16 protein-coding genes and 1 riboswitch are annotated in these 22,629 nt (G+C 57.4%); of the genes, 5 read left to right on the forward strand and 11 right to left on the reverse strand.

Features of this window, described 5'->3' with window-relative positions; genetic code table 11:
* Positions 1-51: 51 nt before the first annotated feature.
* Entirely contained in the window at positions 52-2,403 is a 2,352-nt protein-coding gene (gene lptD / locus ACQG11_RS13140; RefSeq protein ID WP_045308053.1) for an LPS assembly protein LptD, read from the reverse strand.
* 239 nt (positions 2,404-2,642) lie between these two features.
* On the opposite strand from lptD, the gene djlA reads away from it, so the two are divergent.
* Positions 2,643-3,458, forward strand: coding sequence for a co-chaperone DjlA (djlA, locus tag ACQG11_RS13145; protein WP_023299305.1), 816 nt, complete (start codon positions 2,643-2,645; stop codon positions 3,456-3,458).
* 31 nt (positions 3,459-3,489) lie between these two features.
* Here djlA and rluA read toward each other — a convergent pair whose 3' ends face one another.
* From rluA to araB, 6 genes are all read right to left on the reverse strand, one after another.
* Positions 3,490-4,149, reverse strand: a complete 660-nt coding sequence (gene rluA / locus ACQG11_RS13150) for a bifunctional tRNA pseudouridine(32) synthase/23S rRNA pseudouridine(746) synthase RluA (protein ID WP_003856412.1) — start codon at positions 4,147-4,149, stop codon at positions 3,490-3,492.
* A 12-nt stretch (positions 4,150-4,161) separates the two neighbouring features.
* Positions 4,162-7,068: an RNA polymerase-associated protein RapA gene (gene rapA / locus ACQG11_RS13155; protein ID WP_426728424.1), complete on the reverse strand. Its 2,907-nt coding sequence runs from the start codon at positions 7,066-7,068 to the stop codon at positions 4,162-4,164.
* A gap of 127 nt (positions 7,069-7,195) precedes the next feature.
* On the reverse strand, positions 7,196-9,553 hold the full coding sequence (gene polB / locus ACQG11_RS13160; protein ID WP_154051948.1) for a DNA polymerase II: 2,358 nt from the start codon (positions 9,551-9,553) through the stop codon (positions 7,196-7,198).
* A 155-nt stretch (positions 9,554-9,708) separates the two neighbouring features.
* Positions 9,709-10,404 (reverse strand): L-ribulose-5-phosphate 4-epimerase, encoded by a 696-nt coding sequence (gene araD / locus ACQG11_RS13165; protein ID WP_022647024.1) that lies wholly within the window; start codon positions 10,402-10,404, stop codon positions 9,709-9,711.
* Between the two features lie 86 nt (positions 10,405-10,490).
* Positions 10,491-11,993 carry an L-arabinose isomerase gene (gene araA, locus ACQG11_RS13170; protein WP_015572656.1) on the reverse strand — a complete coding sequence of 501 codons (1,503 nt, stop codon included), beginning with the start codon at positions 11,991-11,993 and terminating at the stop codon, positions 10,491-10,493.
* 10 nt (positions 11,994-12,003) lie between these two features.
* Positions 12,004-13,713, reverse strand: coding sequence for a ribulokinase (gene araB / locus ACQG11_RS13175; RefSeq protein WP_426728425.1), 1,710 nt, complete (start codon positions 13,711-13,713; stop codon positions 12,004-12,006).
* Between the two features lie 335 nt (positions 13,714-14,048).
* Between araB and araC the strand changes: the two genes are divergently transcribed.
* Together araC and ACQG11_RS13185 are read left to right on the forward strand one after the other, a co-directional pair.
* On the forward strand, positions 14,049-14,894 hold the full coding sequence (araC, locus tag ACQG11_RS13180) for an arabinose operon transcriptional regulator AraC (RefSeq protein ID WP_022647026.1): 846 nt from the start codon (positions 14,049-14,051) through the stop codon (positions 14,892-14,894).
* A gap of 118 nt (positions 14,895-15,012) precedes the next feature.
* A complete protein-coding gene (locus ACQG11_RS13185) occupies positions 15,013-15,780 on the forward strand; it encodes a DedA family protein (RefSeq protein ID WP_017383796.1) in 768 nt (255 codons plus the stop codon).
* Between the two features lie 43 nt (positions 15,781-15,823).
* On the opposite strand, the gene thiQ is transcribed toward ACQG11_RS13185, so the two are convergent.
* From thiQ to sgrR, 4 genes are all read right to left on the reverse strand, one after another.
* On the reverse strand, positions 15,824-16,525 hold the full coding sequence (thiQ, locus tag ACQG11_RS13190; RefSeq protein WP_045308058.1) for a thiamine ABC transporter ATP-binding protein ThiQ: 702 nt from the start codon (positions 16,523-16,525) through the stop codon (positions 15,824-15,826).
* The gene (gene thiP / locus ACQG11_RS13195; RefSeq protein WP_022647028.1) at positions 16,509-18,119 is read right to left on the reverse strand and encodes a thiamine/thiamine pyrophosphate ABC transporter permease ThiP; all 1,611 of its coding nucleotides are present in this window, start codon (positions 18,117-18,119) and stop codon (positions 16,509-16,511) included. Before thiP ends, thiQ begins: the two co-directional genes overlap by 17 nt.
* Positions 18,095-19,078 carry a thiamine ABC transporter substrate binding subunit gene (gene thiB, locus ACQG11_RS13200; protein ID WP_045308059.1) on the reverse strand — a complete coding sequence of 328 codons (984 nt, stop codon included), beginning with the start codon at positions 19,076-19,078 and terminating at the stop codon, positions 18,095-18,097. Before thiB ends, thiP begins: the two co-directional genes overlap by 25 nt.
* 31 nt (positions 19,079-19,109) lie before the next feature.
* Positions 19,110-19,210: riboswitch (TPP riboswitch) on the reverse strand.
* A 36-nt stretch (positions 19,211-19,246) separates the two neighbouring features.
* Positions 19,247-20,902, reverse strand: a complete 1,656-nt coding sequence (gene sgrR, locus ACQG11_RS13205; RefSeq protein ID WP_022647030.1) for an HTH-type transcriptional regulator SgrR — start codon at positions 20,900-20,902, stop codon at positions 19,247-19,249.
* A gap of 88 nt (positions 20,903-20,990) precedes the next feature.
* Here sgrR and sgrT point away from each other — a divergent pair, with 88 nt between their 5' ends.
* Positions 20,991-21,143 carry a glucose uptake inhibitor SgrT gene (gene sgrT, locus ACQG11_RS13210; protein WP_003856388.1) on the forward strand — a complete coding sequence of 51 codons (153 nt, stop codon included), beginning with the start codon at positions 20,991-20,993 and terminating at the stop codon, positions 21,141-21,143.
* 120 nt (positions 21,144-21,263) lie between these two features.
* Entirely contained in the window at positions 21,264-22,442 is a 1,179-nt protein-coding gene (locus tag ACQG11_RS13215; protein WP_022647031.1) for a sugar efflux transporter, read from the forward strand.
* The last annotated feature ends 187 nt before the right edge of the window (positions 22,443-22,629 follow it).

The following is a 22,629-nucleotide window of genomic DNA, read 5'->3' on the forward strand; positions in this document are numbered from 1 at the left end:
TTTTTCCATTTCAATTAACCGCAAAGCGGATTACGTTGTAAATCAAGCACATTACAATGAACTACGATACGGCAGAATGTTCGAGCGCAGCATCTGCTGCGTGCCCAGACCGTAGTTAGAGCTCAGGCCGCGCAACTCGATATTAAAGCCAATCACGTTATCGTATTTGCCCTGACTGTTTTGCGTATCCCAGCCGTTAAGTTTGCGTTCGTAACCGACACGTATTGCGTAACAGCAGGAGTTATATTGCAGACCCAGCATCTGGTCAGCAGGTTTTTGGGCATTCGTGTCATAGTAGTACGCTCCGACGACTGACCAACGATCGGCGATCGGCCAGCTCGCGGCGGTACCCACCTGTGAAATACCGTCTTTGTATTGGTCTGTATTCGCATAGTTTGGCAGTGTCGCCTGGATATACTCCGGGCTGGCGTAACGGTACGTCAACTGCAACATGCGATCTTCATCACGACGATATTCGATGGCAGCGCTGCCCGTCGCGATATTGTCCAGTCGTGTATCGTACTGAACACCACCGCGCAGACCCCAACGATCCGTCATACGCCAGTAGGTGTCGCCCGCCCATACCAGTGAGCCCGTTTTGTTGTCTTTCTCCCAGTTAATGTCGTCATCACCGGTACGAGACTCGGTGAAATAGTAGATTTGACCAACAGAAACGTTAAAACGTTCAACGGCAGCATCATCATAAACGCGCGTTGTGACGCCGGTCGTTAACTGGTTAGCAGACGCAATACGGTCAAGGCCGCCGTAGGTACGATCGCGGAACAGGCCGCTGTAGTCTGATTGCAGGAAGGACGAGTCGTAGTTTTGAATTTTGCTCTGATCGCGATAAGGCACGTACAGATACTGCATACGTGGCTCAAGCGTCTGGGTGTATCCATCCGCGAGAAGAGCCATGTCACGTTCGAAAATCAGCTTCCCGTCCATTTTGAATTGCGGAAGCGTACGGTTTACCGACTCTTCAAGATCGGTGCCATAGCGTTTGTTATACCAGTCCAGATTTTTCTGCTGATAGTGGGTGGCCATCAGCTTGGCTTCGGTATTCAGGCTTGCCCAGTCGTTTGACCACGGCAGATTGATCGTCGGCTCGATATGCAGACGCGTTGATTCCGGCATATCCGAGTTGGTGTTGACGAAATGGACCGCCTGAGCGTAAACGTGCGTGTCGAAAGGGCCCACATCGTTCTGGTACCAGTTCACGTCCAGCTGCGGCTCTGCACCATAGGTACTACGCGATTGCGTATCAAATACCTGGAACTGCTTGGTCGACACCGTCGCGTCAAAGTTCTCAATGGCGTAGCCCACGCTGAATTTCTGCGTGGCGTAACCGTCGGTACTGGACCCGTATTTAGAGTCGAAGTCGTTGAAGTAATACGGATCGCTGACTTTGGTGTAGTCGATGTTGAAGCGCCACACCTGATCCAATACCCCGGCGTGCTTCCAGTAGTACATCCAGCGGTGCTTATCACCTTCGCTCGGATGTTCGTCCTGGAACACCTTATCTGATGGCAGATAATCAAACTCCATCAGACCCGCGCCCGCTTTGGTCAGATAGCGGAATTCGTTCTCCCACATGATGTTACCGCGCTTATGGATGTAGTGCGGCGTGATCGTGGCGTCCATGTTGGGCGCAATGTTCCAGTAGTACGGCAGGTAGAACTCAAAGTAGTTCGACGTGCTGTACTTGGCGTTCGGGATCAGGAAGCCTGAACGACGTTTGTCACCCACAGGCAGTTGCAGGTAAGGACTATAGAAAATGGGCACCGGGCCGAGTTTAAAACGGGCGTTCCAGATCTCTGCAACCTGTTCTTCACGGTCGTGGATCACTTCGCTGCCCACAACGCTCCAGGTATTTGACCCTGGCAAACAGGACGTAAACGAGCCGTTTTCGAGAATGGTGTAGCGGTTCTCGCCGCGCTGCTTCATCAGGTCTGCGGTACCGCGCCCCTGACGACCGACCATCTGATAATCACCTTCCCAGACGTTGGTGTCTTTGGTATTCAGATTCGACCAGGCTTTCGGACCTTTCAGGATGACCTGATTGTCGTCATAGTGCACATTACCCAGCGCATCCACCGTACGGACAGGCGCCTGAGCACCTTCCGGCTGCTTCTGGTGCAATTGCACTTCGTCAGCCAGCAGACGGCTGTTTCCCTGGTTAATATCGACATTGCCCGTAAAGGTTGCATTGTCAGGATAATTACCTTTTGCGCTGTCGGCATTAATGGTGACGGGTAAGTCATTCGTATCGCCTTTCACCAGTGGGCGATTGTAACTTGGGACGCCAAGCATACACTGCGAGGCGAGATCGGCTGCGAGCCCCTGTTGGCTATACAGGGCGGTGCCAATCATTGTGGCCAGAAGGGTGGGGATACGTTTTTTCATACGTTGTATTTTATTGTTCCGTCATCAGTGGCTACGGCTTACAAACGCTCAGAGACTATCTTACTCATCAGCGCAGTACCAGCGTTAATCCTGCCCGTTTGCGCGCCAGAGTGTTAGGCTCGCTATCGAATGACGAGTATGATAATGCAAATTATAGGCGATGTCCCTCAATTGACCGTGGCGCGACCACTGTAATGATGGCGTTGCGTCGGCCAGGAACATGACCATTCGGGGAGTATATGCAGTATTGGGGTAAAATAATCGGCGTTGCGTTCGCAATTATTATGGGTGCCGGATTCTGGGGTGTTGTTCTTGGCCTCATTATCGGCCATATGTTTGATAAAGCACGCAGCCGCAAAATGGCCTGGTTTGCCAACCAGCGCGAGCGCCAGTCACTCTTTTTCTCCACCACCTTCGAGGTGATGGGGCACTTAACCAAATCAAAAGGGCGCGTAACGGAAGCCGATATTCAGGTTGCCAGCGTCTTTATGGATCGTATGAATCTGCACGGCGAATCCCGCGTCGCGGCGCAGAATGCATTCCGGATTGGTAAAGCGGATAACTACCCGCTGCGTGAAAAAATGCGGCAGTTCCGTAGCATCTGCTTCGGGCGCTTTGATTTAATTCGGATGTTTCTGGAAATTCAAATCCAGGCCGCCTTCGCGGATGGCTCTCTGCATCCGAATGAACGGGACGTCCTGTACGTGATTGCTGAAGAGCTGGGCATTTCCCGCATGCAGTTCGATCAGTTCCTGCGCATGATGCAGGGCGGCGCGCACTTTGGCGGCGGTTATCAACAGCAATCGTCCGGTGGCGGCTGGCAGCAGGCGCAGCGTGGCCCTACGCTTGAAGATGCCTGTAATGTCCTCGGCGTGAAGCCCTCTGACGATGTCACGACCATCAAACGCGCCTATCGTAAGCTGATGAGCGAGCACCATCCGGATAAGCTGGTGGCGAAAGGCCTGCCGCCTGAGATGATGGAGATGGCGAAACAGAAAGCGCAGGAAATCCAGAAAGCCTACGAGCTGATTAAAGAGCAGAAAGGTTTTAAATAAAAAAATGGCCCGACAGTGTCGGGCCATTTTTTCAGAAGTCCACCGGGGCTTTGAACGTCATGGCGTTGCCGAAAGCAGGGTGGGTGATGGTGAGCGTCTGCGCATGCAGTTGCAGGCGCGGCGCTAACGCCAGCGCTTCCGGCGGCGCATAGAATCTGTCACCCAGAATCGGGTGACCCATCGCAAGCATATGCACACGCAGCTGATGGGAGCGCCCGGTAATCGGCTTCAGCAGGACGCGCGCGGTATTATCCGGCGCGTACTCCAGCACTTCATACTCGGTCTGCGCAGCCTTGCCGGTTTCATAACACACCTTCTGCTTTGGCCGGTTCGGCCAGTCGCAAATCAGCGGTAAATCCACCAGCCCTTCCGCCTGCGCCGGATGGCCCCACACGCGGGCGACATACTGCTTCTTCGGCTCGCGCTCGCGGAACTGACGCTTCAGCTCACGTTCTGCCGCCTTATTAAGAGCCACCACAATCACGCCGCTGGTCGCCATATCCAGACGATGGACAGACTCGGCCTGGGGATAATCGCGCTGGATACGCGTCATCACGCTGTCTTTATGCTCTTCCAGACGCCCCGGCACGGACAACAGGCCGCTCGGCTTGTTAACCACCATAATGTGCTCGTCCTGATACAGAATGACCAGCCACGGATCCATCGGGGGATTGTAGGGCTCCATTACCATTTTGCGCTCCGCTTACTGATGCGTCACAACGATAAGACGCAGGGCGTCGAGACGCCATCCCGCCTGATTCAGGCTTTCCAGCACCTGCTGGCGGTTGCTCTCAATTGCGGCCAGCTCATCGTCACGAATGTTCGGGTTCACCGCTTTCAACGCTTCCAGACGCGACAGCTCGGCAGAAAGCTTCTCATCGGCTTCGCTGCGCGCCGCATCAATCAGCACTCTGGCCGCTTTTTCGGCCTGGGTTTCACCCAGTTGCAGAATGGCATGCACGTCCTGTTGCACCGCATTCACCAGCTTGCTGCCGGTATGGCGGTTCACCGCGCTCAACTGACGGTTGAAGCTTTCAAACTCCACCTGGCCGGCCAGATTCGTACCGTTTTTATCCAGCAGCAGACGCACCGGCGTTGGCGGGAGGAAGCGGTTAAGCTGAAGCTGTTTCGGCGCCTGCGCTTCCACAACGTAGATCAGCTCCACCAGCAGCGTGCCCACAGGCAAGGCTTTGTTCTTCAACAGGGAAATGGTGCTGCTGCCGGTATCGCCGGAGAGGATCAGATCCAGACCGTTGCGGATCAGCGGGTGCTCCCAGGTAATGAACTGTGCGTCTTCGCGGGATAGCGCCACATCACGCTCAAAGGTGATAGTGCAGCCGTCTTCCGGCAGGCCCGGGAAATCCGGCACCAGCATATGATCGGACGGGGTCAGCACGATCATGTTCTCGCCGCGATCGTCCTGGTTTATACCGACGATGTCGAACAGATTCATGGAGAAGCTGATCAGGCTGGTGTCGTCGTCCTGCTCTTCAATGCTTTCGGCCAGCTGCTGCGCTTTTTCACCGCCGTTGGAGTGGATCTCCAGCAGGCGATCGCGACCCTGCTCCAGCTGCGCTTTCAGTGCGTCGTGCTTCTCACGGCAGGATTTAATCAGCTCATCAAAGCCCTCACTATTTTCAGGCGCGGCCAGGTAACCGATCAGATCGCCATGGACCTGATCGTAAATGGTGCGGCCGGTCGGGCAGGTGTGTTCAAACGCGTCCAGCCCTTCGTGGTACCAGCGCACCAGCACGGACTGGGCGGTTTTCTCCAGATACGGCACGTGGATCTGAATATCGTGCGCCTGCCCGATACGATCCAGACGGCCGATACGCTGCTCCAGCAGATCCGGGTTAAACGGCAGATCGAACATCACCAGATTGCTGGCGAACTGGAAGTTACGGCCTTCAGAACCGATTTCAGAGCACAGCAGAACCTGCGCGCCGCTGTCCTCTTCACCAAACCAGGCCGCAGCGCGGTCGCGCTCAACTATGGACATGCCTTCGTGGAACACGGCGGCGCGAATGCCTTCGCGCTCACGCAGAACCTGCTCCAGCTGCAATGCGGTAGCGGCTATGGCGCAGATCACCAGCACTTTCTGGGAACGGTGAGCGGTGAGGTAGCCCATCAACCACTCCACGCGCGGATCGAAATTCCACCAGGTGCCGGTGTCGCCTTCGAATTCCTGATAAATCTGTTCCGGGTAGAGCATGTCGCGCGCGCGATCTTCCGCAGATTTACGGGTGCCCATAATGCCGGAGACTTTAATCGCCGTCTGGTACTGGGTCGGCAGCGGCAGTTTGATGGTGTGCAGCTCGCGTTTCGGGAAGCCTTTCACGCCGTTACGGGTGTTACGGAACAGCACGCGGCTGGTACCGTGGCGATCCATCAGCATGTCGATCAGCTCTTTACGCGCGGATCCCGCATTATCGCTGTCGCTGTTCGCGGCCTGAAGCAGCGGCTCAATATCCTGCTCGCCAATCAGATCGCTGAGAGTGTTAAGCTCATCATTAGAGAGACGATTACCGGCCAGCAGCAGCGCGACGGCGTCCGCCACCGGGCGGTAGTTTTTCTGCTCTTCAACAAACTGCTCAAAATCGTGGAAACGGTTGGGATCGAGCAGACGCAGACGGGCGAAGTGGCTCTCAAGACCCAGCTGCTCCGGCGTGGCGGTCAGGAGCAGAACGCCCGGTACGCGCTCGGCAAGCTGCTCAATCGCCATGTATTCACGGCTTGGCGCGTCTTCGCTCCAGACGAGGTGGTGCGCTTCGTCGACGACCATCAGATCCCATTCAGCGTCGCACAGATGCTCCAGGCGCTGCTTGCTGCGGCGCACGAAGTCCAGGGAACAAATGACCAGCTGTTCGGTTTCAAACGGGTTGTCCGCGTCGTGCTGGGCTTCGGCATAGCGCTCATCGTCGAACAGGGAGAAGCGCAAGTTAAAGCGGCGCAGCATTTCAACCAGCCACTGATGTTGCAGCGTTTCTGGAACCACAATCAGCACGCGCTCGGCAGCGCCAGAGAGCAGCTGCTGGTGCAGGATCATGCCTGCTTCGATGGTTTTACCCAGGCCCACTTCGTCAGCCAGCAGCACGCGAGGCGCATGGCGACGGCCCACGTCATGGGCGATATTCAGCTGATGGGGAATAAGGCTGGTACGCTGACCGCGCAGGCCGCTCCACGGCATGCGGTACTGCTCACTCTGGAACTTACGCGCGCGGTAGCGCAGGGAGAAGCGATCCATTCGGTCGATTTGCCCGGCAAACAGACGGTCCTGCGGCTTGCTGAACACCAGTTTGCTGTCGAGCAGCACTTCACGCAGGATGACATTTGTCTCGTCGGTATCAAGACGCGTTCCGATGTAGGCGAGCAGTCCATTCTCTTCTTTTACGTCTTCAACCTTCAGTTGCCAGCCGTCATGGCTGGTCACGGTATCACCCGGATTGAACATTACGCGGGTAACAGGGGAGTCATTGCGAGCGTACAGGCGGTTTTCACCGGTAGCAGGGAAAAGGAGGGTAACCATGCGCGCATCGACGGCAACGACGGTTCCTAATCCAAGTTCGCTTTCTGTATCGCTGATCCAGCGTTGACCAAGTGTAAAAGGCATAGTTGTTCGGCTCTAATCTTTAATTGCAGGCAATAGTTCGACCCCGTCAAAAAAGACGGTCATCGAAAAATGGGTCCGGGAATGGAAAGGGCGCTATGGTACTGGATGGCAACGGTTTCGTCACGCGTCAAAATAGCCCAAGTTGTCCTGTCACTAGTGTAGCAAAGTCGTCGTTGATGAAAGGTAAAATTCCCTCCGCAACAGGCTGAAGCTGGCGGGTCAGGTAGTGATCGTAATCGAGCGGAGACTGCTGGTAATCAACGGGTTCTGGTCCGTTCGTTGTCCAGACGTATTTGATCGTTCCCCGGTTCTGATACTGCGGCGCGCGGCCCCGGCGAACGTTCTCTTCATCCGCCAGCCGCGCCGCGCGGACGTGCGGAGGAACATTACGCTGGTAGTCCGCCAGCGGGCGGCGCAGGCGCTTGCGATACACCAGCTGCGCGTCAAGTTCGCCTGCCATCAGGCTGGCTATCGTCTCGCGCACGTAGTCCTGATACGGCTCATTGCGGAACACCCGCAGATAAAGGGTTTGCTGAAACTGCTGTGCCAGCGGCGTCCAGTCGGTGCGCACTGTCTCCAGCCCTTTAAACACCATCCGCTGCTTGTCGCCTTCCTGAATCAGTCCGGCGTAGCGCTTCTTGCTGCCCTGGTCGGTTCCGCGAATGGTCGGCATTAAGAAGCGGGCAAAATGGGTTTCAAACTCCAGCTCTAACGCGCTGGTTAACCGCTCTTTTTGCAAATTTTCGCGCCACCAGGCGTTCACGAAGGCGACCAGTTCTTTGCCGATTTGCGCGGCGTCGTCTTCTGAATGGGCCGATTTCAGCCAGACAAAGGTGGAATCGGTGTCGCCATAAATAACGTCATAACCCCGGGATTCAATCAACGCTTTGGTCTGGCGCATAATGTCGTGCCCGCGCATGGTGATGGACGACGCCAGACGCGGATCAAAGAAGCGGCAGGCGCTGGTGCCCAGCACCCCGTAAAAGGCATTCATAATAATTTTCAACGCCTGTGAGAGCGGCTTGTTGCCGTGGCGTTTTGCCTCGTCGCGGCCGTGCCAGATGTTTCCCACGATCTCAGGCAGGCAGTGTTTTTCGCGCGAGAAGCGTGCCCCGAGAAAACCTTCAGTACTGTGCGCATCGTCTGGCTGCGCCATCCCCTCGACCAGCCCTACCGGATCAATCAGAAATGTGCGGATAATCGACGGGTACAGACTTTTATAATCCAGCACCAGCACCGAATCATACAGCCCGGGCCGTGAATCCATCACGTAACCTCCGGGACTGGCCTGCGGCGGCACGTCACCGAGGTTAGGGGCCACATAGCCCGCCCGGTGCATCCGCGGGAAATAGAGGTGGCTGAAGGCCGCTACCGAGCCGCCGTGCCTGTCGACCGCGAGGCCGTTTACCGTTGCGCGTTCCAGCAGGAAGGGCATGATCTCGGTTTTATGGAAAATCTGCGTTACCAGCTCACAGTCTTTCAGGTTATAGGTAGCGAGCGCTGGCTTATCCTCATTAAAGCGCCGGTCGATCTCGTCCATTCGGTCCCAGGGATTGTCGATGGATTTACCTTCGCCGAGCAGCGCCTGGGCGACCGCTTCCAGCGAGAAGGAAGAGAAGTTCCAGAAGGCGGATTTCAGCGCCTCGATGCCGTCGATTATCAGGCGACCGTTAGCCTGTGCGAAGAATACGCCGTTCTTAAAACCGTGCTCACGCCACTCCAGCTCCGTGTTTCCGCGCCCTAACGTCAGGGGAATGCGGTACCGCTCGGCATGTTTTTGCAACACGCGCAGGTCAAACTGCACCACGTTCCAGCCGATCAATACATCCGGGTCGTGCTCGGCAAACCACTGGTTAAGCTTCTCCAGCAGCTGTGGTCGGCTGGTAACGTATTCCAGATGAAAATCCAGCGCGGACGCATCGCCGTTCGGGGGCCCGAGCATATAGACAACCCGCTGCCCGCAGCCTTCAAGGCCGATGCAGTACAGCTCGCCGTGACGGGTGGTTTCGATATCCAGCGAGACCCACTTCAGCGGCGGGCGATAGTGCGGGTTAGGCTTCAGGCGCGCGTTCACGAGACAACCGTTCTGCTCAGCGCCGTCCACCCAGACGGGGGCGGTGATAAACCGCTCCATCAGAAAACGTTCCGGCGGGCGAATGTCCGCTTCGTAGAGCGTCACGCCCGCTTCGCGGAGCAATTTTTCATAGCGCATCAGCTGGCGATGGGCGCGGCAGTAGAGGCCATAAACCGGCTGGCGGTGGAAGTCTTTTAGCTCAAGGGGAGTAAGGCGCCAGCCGTTTTCACCGCGCAGCAGCTGCTTTACCTTCTCGACGTGGTGTTCAGGGATAAACGCCACGGACTCCTGAGGCGGTAGGGTAACGTGCAGCGGGCCGTTATCCGTCGCCAGCCAGAACGCAACCTCGGTGCCCTGAGGGGTATCCCGCCAGTGTCGGGTCAGTAAAAAGCCTTCTTGCGCCTGTGCCACGCCGCTATCCCACAAAACAAACCAGGCCTGATTATAGCCTGGTTGAGGGGTGTTTGCTGGGGTTTTATACAGTGCCTGTTTTGCCGGATGGCGCTACGCTTATCCGGCCAACAGGATCCGTAGGCCCGATAAGCGCAGCGCCACCGGACAATGTTTTACTGCCCGTAGTACGCCTTCGCGCCGTGCTTGCGCAGATAATGCTTATCGAGCAGGGTTTGCTGCATATCCGGCAACTGCGGTGCCAGCTGGCGGCAGAAGATCCCCATGTAGGCGACTTCCTCCAGCACGATCGCGTTGTGCACCGCGTCCTCCGCGTTTTTACCCCAGGCAAACGGACCGTGGGAGTGCACCAGCACGCCGGGCATTTGCGCCGCGTCGATACCCTGTTTTTCGAAGGTTTCGACGATCACGTTCCCGGTTTCCCATTCGTACTCACCGCCGATCTCCGCATCGGTCATCAGACGCGTGCAGGGAATGGTGCCGTAAAAGTAGTCCGCGTGGGTGGTGCCGGTGGCCGGAATTGGCTGGCCCGCCTGCGCCCAGATGGTCGCGTGACGCGAATGGGTATGCACAATCCCACCGATGGTCGGGAAGGCCTGATACAGCAGGCGGTGAGTGGGCGTATCGGAGGAGGGCTTTTTATCGCCTTCAACTACTTCACCCGTTTCGATGCTGACCACCACCATATCTTCCGCGGTCATCACCGTGTAATCCACGCCCGAAGGCTTGATCACGAACACGCCTTTTTCCCGGTCAACGGCGCTGACGTTGCCCCAAGTCAGGGTCACCAGGTTATGTTTTGGCAGCGCCAGGTTGGCTTCGAGTACCTGACGTTTGAGATCTTCTAACATTGTCGTCTCCTGCCGGATGGCGCTGCGCTTATCCGGCCTACAGAACCGTAGGCCCGGTAAACGAAGTGCCACCGGGCATTCAGGGCTTAGCGTTTTGAACCGTAATAGACTTCGTTCCAGCGCAGCGCGTCTTTAAAGGCTGGCAGACGGGTGTCGTTATCAATCACGGTCAGTTCGATGTCGTGCAGCTCGGCAAACTGACGCATATCGTTCAGGTCAAGCGCGTGGCTGAAGACGGTGTGGTGCGCGCCTCCGGCCAGGATCCAGGCTTCCGACGCGGTTGGCAGGTCAGGCTGCGCTTTCCACAGGGCGTTCGCGACCGGCAGTTTCGGCAGAGAATGCGGAGTTTCCACAGCATCGACGCAGTTCACCAGCAGGCGGAAACGGTCGCCGAGGTCGATCAGGCTGGCGTTAATGGCCGGGCCGGTACGGGTGTTGAAGATCAGACGGGCCGGATCCGCTTTGCCGCCAATGCCGAGGTACTGCACATCGAGGATCGGTTTCTCTTCAACGGCGATAGACGGACACACTTCCAGCATGTGCGAGCCGAGCACCAGATCGTTGCCGTTCTCGAAGTGGTAGGTGTAGTCTTCCATAAAAGAGGTGCCGCCCTGCAGACCGGTTGACATCACCTTCATGATGCGAAGCAGAGCGGCAGTTTTCCAGTCGCCTTCGCCCGCAAAACCGTAGCCCTGCTGCATCAGACGTTGTACCGCCAGACCCGGGAGCTGTTTCAGGCCGTGGAGATCTTCAAAGGTGGTGGTGAAGGCATGGAAGCCGCCCTGTTCCAGGAAGCGCTTCATGCCCAGTTCAATGCGTGCGGCATCCAGCACGTTCTGGCGCTTGTCGCCGTTGACCTGTGCCGCAGGCGTCAGGCGGTAGCTGCTTTCGTACTCGTCCACCAGCGCGTTAACGTCGCCATCGCTGATGTCATTCACCACCTGCACCAGGTCGCCCACTGCCCAGGTATTCACGGAGAAGCCGAACTTGATCTGCGCGGCCACTTTGTCGCCGTCGGTTACGGCAACTTCACGCATGTTGTCGCCGAAACGCACCACTTTAAGGTGACGGGTATCCTGCTTAGAGACCGCCTGACGCATCCAGGAGCCAATGCGTTTTTGTGCCTGGCCGTCCTGCCAGTGGCCGGTCACCACGGCATGTTGTTGACGCATACGTGCGCCGATGAAGCCGAACTCGCGACCGCCGTGCGCGGTCTGATTCAGGTTCATGAAGTCCATGTCGATGCTGTCCCACGGCAGGGAGGCGTTGAACTGAGTGTGGAATTGCAGCAGCGGTTTGTTGAGGATAGCCAGGCCGTTGATCCACATTTTGGCTGGCGAGAAGGTGTGCAGCCACACCACCAGGCCAGCGCATTTGTCATCGTAATTGGCATCGCGGCAGATGTTAGTGATTTCGTCCGGCGTAGTACCCAGCGGCTTCAGCACCAGTTTGCACGGCAGTTTGGCTTCCGCGTTCAGCGCATTCACAACGTGCTCCGCGTGTTTCGTCACCTGCTGCAACGCTTCCGGTCCGTATAAATGCTGGCTGCCAATCACAAACCACACTTCATAATTATTAAAAATGGTCATTATCGTGTCCTTAATGTGTCAGGGTTGCCGTAGTGTCCGCGGTGCTTTTGGCCGGGGCGGCGACAGGGAGATAGTGAAGTTCGGCGCTTTTTGCCCATTGCTGGTAGCGCTGATAAAGCTGTTCAAAGCGTTGTGCCTGCTGTGCCTGCGGCTGGAGCGTACTTTCGACGGCGCTCGCCATATGCTGTTGCGCGGTCGGGATATCCGCATGGACGCCTGCGGCCACGGCAGCGAAAATCGCTGCGCCCAGCGCACAGCACTGATCGGAGGCCACAATTTGCAGCGGACGGTTGAGCACGTCGCAGCAGGCCTGCATGATCACCGGATTTTTACGGGCGATACCGCCCAAAGCCATCACGTTGTTCACGTCAATGCCCTGCCCGGTGAAGCACTCCATAATGGCGCGCGCGCCGAACGCGGTGGCGGCGATCAGGCCGCCAAACAGCGCGGGCGCGTCGGTCGCCAGGTTGAGATCGGTAATCACCCCTTTCAGACGCTGGTTGGCAAACGGCGTACGACGGCCATTGAACCAGTCCAGCACCACCGGCAGGTGATCGAGAGACGGATTTTTTGCCCAGGCTTCGGTGAGCTGCGGCAGGAGCTGTTTTTTGCTCGCGGTAATCTGGGTTTTCAATTCAGGATGCGCGGCCGCCAGCTGATCCAGCGGCCAGCCGAGCACCCGGCCAAACCAGGCGTAGATATCGCCAAACGCGGACTGACCCGCTTCGAGGCCGATAAAATCGGGCACCACGCTGCCGTCAACCTGACCGCAGATACCCTTCACCGCGCGGTCGCCAACGGTCGTTTTATCCGCCGTCAGAATGTCGCAGGTGGAGGTGCCAATCACTTTCACCAGCGTGTTAGGCTGCGCACCCGCGCCCACGGCGCCCATATGGCAGTCGAACGCGCCGCCGGAAATGGTCACGTTTTGCGGCAGACCGAGGCGTTTCGCCCACTCTTCGCAGAGCGTGCCGACCGGAATATCGGCGGTGAAGGTGTCGGTAAACAGCGGGTATGTCAGGTTTTTGTTGATGATCGGGTCGAGTTCATCGAAGAACGCTGCCGGAGGCAGACCACCCCAGCTTTCATGCCACAGCGATTTATGCCCGGCGCTGCAACGGCCACGGCGAATAGCCTGCGGGCGAGTGGTGCCGGAAAGCAGGGCGGGAACCCAGTCGCACAGCTCAATCCATGACGCCGCTGCCTGTGCGACCGACGCGTCCGCGCGGGTAACGTGCAGGATTTTTGCCCAGAACCATTCGCTGGAGTAGATCCCGCCGATGTAGCGCGAGTAGTCGGTTTTGCCCGGCTGGTGGCATAAGCGGGTGATGGCTTCCGCCTCTTCCACGGCGGTATGGTCTTTCCACAGCACAAACATGGCGTTCGGGTTGTCGGCAAACTCCGGTCGTAGCGCCAGTACGCGGCCTTCGGCATCGACAGGGGCAGGCGTTGAGCCGGTGCTGTCGACGCCAATCCCCACGACATCGGCCCGCTGGGCGTCCGTCAGCTCCGCCAGCACGGTTTTGATCGCCGCTTCCATTGATTCAATGTAATCACGCGGGTGGTGGCGGAACTGGTTGTTCGGCGCATCGCAGTAGCGCCCCTCTTGCCAGCGCGGATACCACTCAACGCTGGTTGCTATCTCCCGGCCAGTCGTACAGTCCACTGCCAGCGCGCGAACTGAGTCGCTGCCAAAATCGAGGCCAATTGCAATTGCCATGGTGTTGCTCCATCCAAAACAGGTATGGAAGAACATTAGAGACTGAGGACAAAGATCGTCAGGCAGGATCCGCTAATCTTATGGACTAAATTGCTGTAGCAGCGGAAAGTGTGACGCCGTGCAAATATTCAATGTGGACATTTCTGCCGTACTTATAGACACTTTTGTTACTGCTTATCCGCCCGTGCTGGCGGAGAAATCAGGGGAAAAGGCTGAAACATGGCGGACGTAAAAGAGGCGTGATGCTTTTTGGATCTTTTCGCGGGCCATTTTTATACTGCTTTTATCGATATGGACAATTGGTTTCCTTCAGGACCCTTGGGAGAACTGAATCTATGGCCGAACCGCAAAACGATCCCCTGCTGCCGGGATACTCATTTAACGCCCATCTGGTGGCGGGGCTGACGCCCATTGAGGCCGAGGGGTATCTCGATTTCTACGTCGATCGACCGCTCGGAATGAAAGGGTATATTCTGAACCTGACCGTTCGCGGGGAAGGGGTGATTAAAAACGGCGATCGGCAGTTTATCTGCCGCCCTGGTGATATGCTGCTGTTCCCGCCGGGGGAGATCCACCACTACGGACGCCACCCGGATGCCAAAGAGTGGTATCACCAGTGGGTCTATTTCCGTCCGCGCGCCTACTGGCAGGAGTGGCTCTCGTGGCCGGCCATTTTCGCCCATACTGGTTTATATCGCCCGGATGAGGCGCATCTGGCGCAGTTCCGTGAGCTGTTCGCACAAATTATTGAGGCAGGGCAGGCGGGAGGGCGCTACGCTGAACTGCTGGCTATCAACCTGCTTGAACAGGTGCTGCTGCGCCGCATGGAGGCCATCAACGAGTCGCTTAATCCGCCGCTGGACAACCGCGTCCGCGACGCCTGCCAGTACATCAGCGACCACCTTGCCGACAGCCAGTTTGATATTGCCAGCGTCGCCCAGCATGTGTGCCTGTCGCCGTCACGGCTGTCGCATCTGTTCCGCCAGCAGCTTGGCGTGAGCGTACTCAGCTGGCGCGAGGATCAGCGCATCAGCCAGGCGAAACTGCTGCTCAGCACCACCCGAATGCCTATCGCCACCGTCGGGCGTAACGTCGGCTTTGAAGATCAGCTCTATTTCTCTCGCGTGTTTAAGAAGTGCACCGGTGCCAGCCCGAGCGAATTCCGTGCGGGATGTGAATAATCGGTAAACATTCAGGTGAACTTCAGGCGCATCTTGTAAACTATTCAGACAATTGATGCCTTGACGCGGTGCAGGGCGCTAAGCAGAATCGCTGATTCGTTTTCTGACCGGAATAGTTATGCAGGCATTGCTGGAACATTTTATTACCCAGTCCGTTATGTATTCGCTCATCGCCGTGGCGCTGGTGGCGTTTCTGGAGTCGCTGGCGCTGGTCGGGCTGATCCTGCCCGGCACCGTGATGATGGCGGGGCTTGGGGCGCTTATCGGCAGCGGCGAGGTCAATTTCTGGCAGGCGTGGATGGCCGGTATTATCGGCTGTTTGCTGGGGGACTGGATCTCCTTCTGGCTGGGCTGGCGCTTTAAGAAGCCGCTACACCGCTGGTCGTTCATGAAAAAAAACAAAGCGCTGCTGGATAAAACCGAGCACGCGTTGCACCAGCACAGCATGTTCACCATCCTCGTGGGGCGCTTCGTTGGGCCAACGCGTCCACTGGTGCCGATGGTGGCCGGGATGCTGGATCTGCCCGTCGCGAAGTTTGTGGTGCCGAATATCATCGGCTGCGTCTTCTGGCCGCCGTTCTACTTTCTGCCGGGTATCCTGGCGGGCGCGGCGATTGATATTCCTGACGGTATGCAAAGCGGTGAGTTTAAATGGCTGCTGCTGGGTACGGCTGTGCTGCTGTGGCTGGCGGTTTGGCTCTGCTGGCGCCTGTGGCGCAGCGCGAAAGCGAGCGTCGATCGCCTGACCCGCTATCTCCCGCGCACGCGCCTGCTCTGGCTGGCCCCACTTACGCTCGGCGTGGCGGTGGTAGCGCTGGTGGCGCTGATCCGCCACCCGCTGATGCCGGTGTACGGCGAGATCCTGTTGAAGGTGGTGAGCCGTTAAGGTGTTTTCCCTCTCCCCGTGGGAGAGGGCCAGGGTGAGGGCATCAGACCGCACGAATACCCAACAATGAAGATGCCCCTGCGTTACCACTCAGAAGTTCTTCTGTTTCTCCATCCCACAAAATACGTCCCTCCGCGATCACCACCGATCGCGGCGCGATGCGTGCGGCATCTTCAATGCTGTGCGAAACCATCAGCATCGTCAGTTGCTCGCGCTCGCACACTTCCTCAACCAGCGAGAGCATCTCCTGGCGCAGGGCCGGGTCGAGCGCCGAAAAGGGTTCGTCGAGCAGCAGCAGCGGCTGCTCGCGCACCAGACAGCGTGCCAGCGCCACGCGCTGGCGCTGGCCGCCGGAAAGCTCCCCCGGAAGTCTGTTGATAAACGCAGACAGGCCCATTTGTTCGGCGATCGCCTCCAGCGTCTGCCGCTGCGCAGCACTGAGCTTTAACCCCGGATCCATACCCAGCGCGATGTTCTGCCAGACCGTAAGATGATTGAACAGATTGTTTTCCTGGAACAGCATCGACACCGGGCGCTTAGCCGGCGGAGCGTAGGTATACTCGCCATTATCAATGACGATCGACCCGCTGGCTGGCTGCAAAAAACCGGCAATCAGATTGAGCAGGGTACTTTTTCCGGCCCCGCTGGGGCCAAGCACTGCGATTCGCTCTCCCTGACGAACGGAGAGGGTAAAACGCATTGGCAGGTGCTCATAAAGCCAGGTTACATCAGTCAGTTTTAACATCACGCCCCGGAAGTTTTTCGATAACGGTAAATAACGCAAAGCACAGCAGCAACAGGAGCAGCGCCGTGACGGCGCCGTCCTGGCTACGGTAAGAGCCGATTTGCTGATAAAGCCAGAACGGCAGCGTGCGGAAATCCTCGTTGCCGAAGAGCGCCACTACGCCAAAATCGCCAATCGACAGCACGCAGGCAAACGCCAGCGCCTGGGCGAGCGGACGTTTCAGTGCGCGCAATTCTACCACCTTCAGACGCTGCCAGCCCTGCATGCCCAGCGACTGACACAGCAAGCTGTAGCGGCTGTTGACGTCGCGCATCGGGTTTTCCAGTACCTTGAGCGCGTAAGGGATGGCCATGAGTGCGTTGGTAAAAATGACGATGCCGTCGGCGCTTTCCGGCAGGCCGATGGTGCTGTTGAACAGTAAAAAGAATCCGGTCGCCAGCACAATGCCCGGCATCGCCAGGATCAGCATACCCGTCAGTTCCAGCGCGTGTCCGGCTTTACGGGCATGACGCGCGTACAGCTCGCGGCTGCTCCAGAGCAGCATCATGGTCAGGATCACGCACAGTAGCCCGGCTGCCAGCGCGATGCGCAAGGAGGTCCACGTCGCTTGCCACAGGACAGGTTGTTGCAGTACCGACAACACATTGCGATTCAGTCCATCAACGATAACGGCCAGCAGCGGGGGCAGCAAAAGCAGGAGTGCCAGTGCGATCAGCATAAAATCCGCGACGCGGCTATACAGGCTGTCCTGCGGATCGCGCCAGCCTGTCATGTTATTGCTTCCTGCGGGGATCGTTTTGCTTAGCCTCTGGCTGAGTAACACCAGTGCCAGACAGCATACCATCTGCACGATCGCCAGCAGCGCGGCGCGCCCCGGATCGTAGTCGTAACTTAAAGCCTGATAGATCGCCAGCTCAATGGTGGTGGCCTGCGGCCCGCCGCCGAGAGAAAGTACGGTCGCGAAGCTGGCGAAGCAGAGCATAAAGATTAGCGCGGCAACCGGGGCAATCTGGCGTCGCAGCCACGGCCATTCGACAAAGCGGAAGAACGACCAGCCGCGCATGCCAAGCTGGGCGGCAATCTGACGCTGCTCACCGGGAATGTTTTCCAGCGCCTGTAAAAAGAGGCGCGTGGCCATCGGCATATTGAAAAAAATATGCGCCAGCAGAATGCCTTTCAGGCCGTATGGCGAGAAGGTCCATTCCAGACCAAGCAGGTTGAAAAGGAATGCCAGCCATCCCTGCCGACCGTAGACGCTCAGAATGCCGAACACCGCCACCAGCACGGGCAGGATCAGCGTCATCGCGCACAGCCGCAGCAGGGCAAGCCTGCCGGGGAAACGTCTGCGATAGAGGGCGCGCGCGAGGAAAATGGCCGGGAGCGTCGACAGCAGCGCGGAGAGAAACGCCTGCCAGAAGGAGAAACGGATGACGTGCCAGAGATAGCTATCGTGCCAGAGCGCGAGCAGATCGCTCTCTGGCGCGTTAAACCACAGCGCGAGAAACGCTCCCAGGCTGACGACCACCATCAGTATAGCGGCGAGCAGCCCGGGAACTAACCAGCCGGGGATCAGCGGCTGACGGCGCGTTGCCATTCACTTATCCATGCGGCGCGCTGGGTGGCAACCTGCTGCGGCGTAAATTCCAGGGAGGTTTGCGGTTTGTTCAGCTGCTCAAAACCTGCCGGCAGCGCAACATCAGTGACCGGGTACATCCAGTTTCCTGTCGGAATAGTATTCTGGAATGCCGGTGAAACCATAAACTTCAGGAATTTCTCGGCGAGCTCCGGCTGTTTGCTCGCGGCGGTGCGGGCGGCCACTTCCACCTGCAAATAATGCCCTTCAGCAAAGTTCGCGGCGGCGTAGTTGTCTTTCTTCTCGGCGATAATGTGGTAGGCCGGAGAAGTCGTGTAGCTCAGCACAAGGTCGCTTTCGCCTTTCAGGAACAGGCCGTAGGCTTCGCTCCAGCCTTTGGTGACGGTAACGGTTTTCGCAGCCAGTTTCTGCCACGCCTCAGGCGTTTTGTCGCCATAGACTTTCTGCATCCACAACAGCAGCCCCAGACCCGGCGTGCTGGTGCGCGGATCTTCATAAATCACGCGCCACTTCTGATCGCTTTCGACCAGCTCTTTCAGGCTTTTGGGCGGATTCTTCAGCTTGTTTTTATCGTAGACAAACGCAAAGTAACCGTAATCAAAGGGAACGAAGGTGTCGTTTTTCCAGCCGCCCGGCACGTTGACGGCATCTGCCGCCACGCCGCTTTTGGCGAACAGTCTGGTTTGAGTGGCGGCTTGCAGCAGGTTGTTATCCAGCCCGAGCACCACGTCGGCTTTGCTGTTTTTGCCTTCCATACGCAGCCGGTTAAGCAGAGAGACACCATCTTCCAGTGCCACGAATTTCAGCTCGCAGTTGCAGTCGGCTTCAAAGGCTTTTTTCACCGCCGGGCCGGGGCCCCAGTCGGCGGAGAAGGAGTCGTAGGTGTAGACCGTCAGGACAGGCTTAGCAAAAACAGGCAGCGCAAACAGCGCCAGCAGAGGAAGAACGTTTTTTAACACTTTGCACCTCAGGGTTGAGTGGCAAAGGATTTTGAGAGACAGCCTCAAATCCCTTCGCCGGCGTTATCCGGATCAGGTTCGACGGGTATTATCTCAGCGCACATCAGTGATGCAGCACCCCGTTGAGAACGGCGCTATTGTAATGATTTGGTGAATATTACGAAAGCGTTATGGCTCCGGCGGCGCAAACCACGCGGATTTAAAATCAAACCAGCCCAGGGTATTCATTCGCAGGCCGCGCATGCTGCGCTGCCCTTGGATCAGCAGCCAGTGGTGAATCAACGGTACGATCGTCTGCCCGGCCAGCAGCTCCTGACACCAGGCGGCCAGATCCATTTCTCCTGCCCGCCACCGTGCGGCGTCTCGCTGCCAGTCCCGATTGATACAGTGCTGAATCAGGGGCACTTCATACAGGTGAGAGAAGAGCGAAAAATCAAGCGGCAGCGTGAAGTTCGCACTGTTGAGCCAGATATCGCTGATAACATCTCCACGGTGCCATTCATCATAGTCCACTTCCTGTATCGCCAGCGTCACGCCCTCGGCTGCCAGCAGCTTACTCATGATCCTTGCGATAAACCGGTGTTCAATGTGATCGCGATAGTAGCTGAGGGTGATGGTCTCCAGTCCGGCAGGTTTTTCACTGCGTACTGGCTGCGCATGGTGCCAGCGCGGAAGCAGGCCATAGGCCGGGAACCACCAGGTCTGGTATTGCTCCTCTGCGTGATAAATCAGGTTAGCGGGCGCCAGAACATGGCTGATCCACCTGCGTACGTCGTGATTCGCCCCGCGATGGCTGCGGCTATCGAAGAGCAGGTAATAGCAGCCCTCCTCCAGGCGGCTTTCGAACGCCTTTTCACCGGCTGTTGGCCCTTCCAGCGTCAGGCCTGCGCTCAGCTCTTCGTTGAGATCCGGTAGCACCCAGACGTTGACTTCGTCGATCAGCGCCCTATAGCCAAAGTAATCATCAAAGGCGCGGATCTTCAGCTGATTACTGTTGTTCCGTGAAACGGAGTAGGGGCCCGTACCAATCGGCTGGCTGGAAAAATTGTTCAGGGATCGCCACTCGGCAGGCAGGATCATCGAGGGCACGTAGCCCAGAAGCCACGGAAGCCATTTGTCCGGCTGCGATAGCTCAATATCCAGGGTCCAGGCCGTGGGGGAGTGGATCCGCGCGATATGCGAATAGAGCGGCAGCGTGCGGGCGCGCTCTAAGGAGTCGATAACGTCGCGCATCTCCAGCTCGCGTCCATGGTGGAAATGAATGCCGGGACGTAAAAAGAAGCGCCAGTGCAACGGAGACACCTGTTGCCAGTGATGGGCAATATCCGCTTCCAGTTCCCCGTTTTCCTCATTTATCCGCGTCAGGCCGCTAAAAATCTGCCGGGCCATGTGGGTTTCAGAGCGACGTAACGCCGTACCGGGCAACAGATTTTTCATTGGGCGATAGTAAAGCACTCGCAGAATGTGGCGTCCCTGACGAAAGCTGCGTCCCAGATGCGAGACCAGCATCTGGCGCACGGCGGCTTTGTCGCCCACCAGCTGGACCAGCTGATCGATGCGGTCTTGCTCCAGCAGATCCTCCGCCCGCTGTTGCTGCAACGCCAGGCCGGTATAGAGGAAAGTCAGGCGCGAGCGCTTACCGCGTCCGGCTTCGGCCTCCCAGTTTAGCCAGCCCTGCTGCTGCATGGTGTTGAGGAGGGTACGCATATGACGCCGGGAGCAGTTGAGGAGCTCGGCCAGCTCGTTCAGCGTGGTCTCCTGCGATTGCCCCTCGCAGCACTGCCAGAGGCGGATAAATTGTTGTTGCAGACGACCAGAAGGCATAAAAGAGGAACTCCTGACAAAAAATCAGCAATTTATTAATCCCTATATTAAGCCAATAATCCTTATCGATGAAGCGAGGAGGTAAATTATGAAGAGGTCTACCGCACGTCAGTTTTATCAGCACTATTTTTCAGCGACAAAGGGAGTGTCCTGGCTGGCCCGCCAGTGCGCAGAGCAGCGGCTGAGAATACTGGAAGATCTGATGCAGTGGGACGTTACGAAACCGACCTCTTCTCGCTAACTCGCCTCGATCATGTGTGACTGAGTATTGGTGCTAATCACCCGCCAGCAAAATGTTTTTGCTGGCTTTTTTCGTTTACTATTTCACCCAATTTCGATTCGCTTTCATAAGGACTTGCGCATGCTCTGGTTGATGACGATGGGGCGACGCCTGAACGGCGTGTACGCCGCTTTTATGCTGGTGGCCTTCATGATGGGCGTGGCCGGTGCGCTACAGGCGCCGACGCTGAGCCTGTTTCTCAGTCGTGAGGTTGGGGCGCAGCCATTTTGGGTAGGCCTGTTCTACACCGTCAACGCCATTGCCGGGATCCTCGTCAGCCTGTGGCTGGCGAAACGATCCGACAGCCAGGGCGATCGCCGCAAGCTGATCCTCTTTTGTTGCGCCATGGCCGTGGGCAACGCGTTGCTGTTTGCCTTTAATCGTCACTACCTGACGCTTATCACCTGTGGCGTGCTGTTGGCCTCTCTGGCGAACACCGCCATGCCGCAGCTCTTCGCCCTGGCCCGGGAGTACGCCGACAACTCGGCGCGGGAAGTGGTGATGTTCAGCTCGGTGATGCGTGCGCAGCTCTCTCTCGCATGGGTCATCGGCCCCCCGCTGGCGTTCATGCTGGCGCTGAACTACGGTTTCACCGTCATGTTCACCATCGCCGCGGGAATTTTTGCCATCAGCCTGGCGCTGATAGCCTTTGTGCTGCCATCGGTGGCGCGCGTAGAGCAGGTGACGGACAAGCCCATCACCCAGGTAAGCGGCTGGCAGGATAAAAACGTCCGCATGTTGTTTATCGCCTCCACGCTGATGTGGACCTGCAACACCATGTACATTATCGATATGCCGCTGTGGATCAGCAGCGATCTGGGACTGCCCGACAAGCTCGCGGGGATCCTGATGGGCACCGCTGCCGGGCTGGAGATCCCGGCGATGATTCTGGCGGGTTACTACGTAAAACGTTTCGGAAAGCGTCGGATGATGGTCGTCGCCGTGGCGGCTGGGGTGGTGTTCTACGCGGGGTTAATCCTTTTCCATTCGCGGGAAGCTTTGCTGGCGTTACAGCTATTTAACGCGGTATTTATCGGAATCGTTGCCGGGATCGGCATGCTCTGGTTCCAGGATTTAATGCCGGGGCGAGCAGGCTCCGCGACCACGCTGTTTACTAACAGTATCTCTACCGGCGTGATTCTGGCAGGGGTGATTCAGGGGGCGCTGTCGCAAAGCTATGGACATGCATCCGTGTACTGGGTGATCGCAGCGATTTCGGTCATCACGCTTGTATTAACGTGCCGGGTTAAAGACGTTTGATTCTGGAAGGCGGCTTCACGAAATGAAACGATTTTCTGACAGGAGCAGAGAAGGCGCATAGAGTGCGTGACGGGTGCTTGAGGCTGTTTGCCTCAGGCTTTCGCAAGAGGCAAACAGTGGAGAGTCCCACATCAAAAAAACTGATGGGGAGACCAACTTCACAACCAACATTGCGAGGTTAGTCTCT

This window comes from Enterobacter cloacae complex sp. 372C4 (assembly GCF_050030615.1).
Taxonomy (GTDB): Bacteria; Pseudomonadota; Gammaproteobacteria; order Enterobacterales; family Enterobacteriaceae; genus Enterobacter; species Enterobacter intestinihominis.

Coding starts and splice junctions, on each gene's coding strand:
- lptD (WP_045308053.1), bottom strand. CDS start 2,403: ATGAAAAAACGTATCCCCACCCTTCTGGCCACAATGATTGGCACCGCC.
- djlA (WP_023299305.1), top strand. CDS start 2,643: ATGCAGTATTGGGGTAAAATAATCGGCGTTGCGTTCGCAATTATTATG.
- rluA (WP_003856412.1), bottom strand. CDS start 4,149: ATGGTAATGGAGCCCTACAATCCCCCGATGGATCCGTGGCTGGTCATT.
- rapA (WP_426728424.1), bottom strand. CDS start 7,068: ATGCCTTTTACACTTGGTCAACGCTGGATCAGCGATACAGAAAGCGAA.
- araD (WP_022647024.1), bottom strand. CDS start 10,404: ATGTTAGAAGATCTCAAACGTCAGGTACTCGAAGCCAACCTGGCGCTG.
- araA (WP_015572656.1), bottom strand. CDS start 11,993: ATGACCATTTTTAATAATTATGAAGTGTGGTTTGTGATTGGCAGCCAG.
- araB (WP_426728425.1), bottom strand. CDS start 13,713: ATGGCAATTGCAATTGGCCTCGATTTTGGCAGCGACTCAGTTCGCGCG.
- araC (WP_022647026.1), top strand. CDS start 14,049: ATGGCCGAACCGCAAAACGATCCCCTGCTGCCGGGATACTCATTTAAC.
- ACQG11_RS13185 (WP_017383796.1), top strand. CDS start 15,013: ATGCAGGCATTGCTGGAACATTTTATTACCCAGTCCGTTATGTATTCG.
- thiQ (WP_045308058.1), bottom strand. CDS start 16,525: ATGTTAAAACTGACTGATGTAACCTGGCTTTATGAGCACCTGCCAATG.
- thiP (WP_022647028.1), bottom strand. CDS start 18,119: ATGGCAACGCGCCGTCAGCCGCTGATCCCCGGCTGGTTAGTTCCCGGG.
- sgrR (WP_022647030.1), bottom strand. CDS start 20,902: ATGCCTTCTGGTCGTCTGCAACAACAATTTATCCGCCTCTGGCAGTGC.
- sgrT (WP_003856388.1), top strand. CDS start 20,991: ATGAAGAGGTCTACCGCACGTCAGTTTTATCAGCACTATTTTTCAGCG.
- ACQG11_RS13215 (WP_022647031.1), top strand. CDS start 21,264: ATGCTCTGGTTGATGACGATGGGGCGACGCCTGAACGGCGTGTACGCC.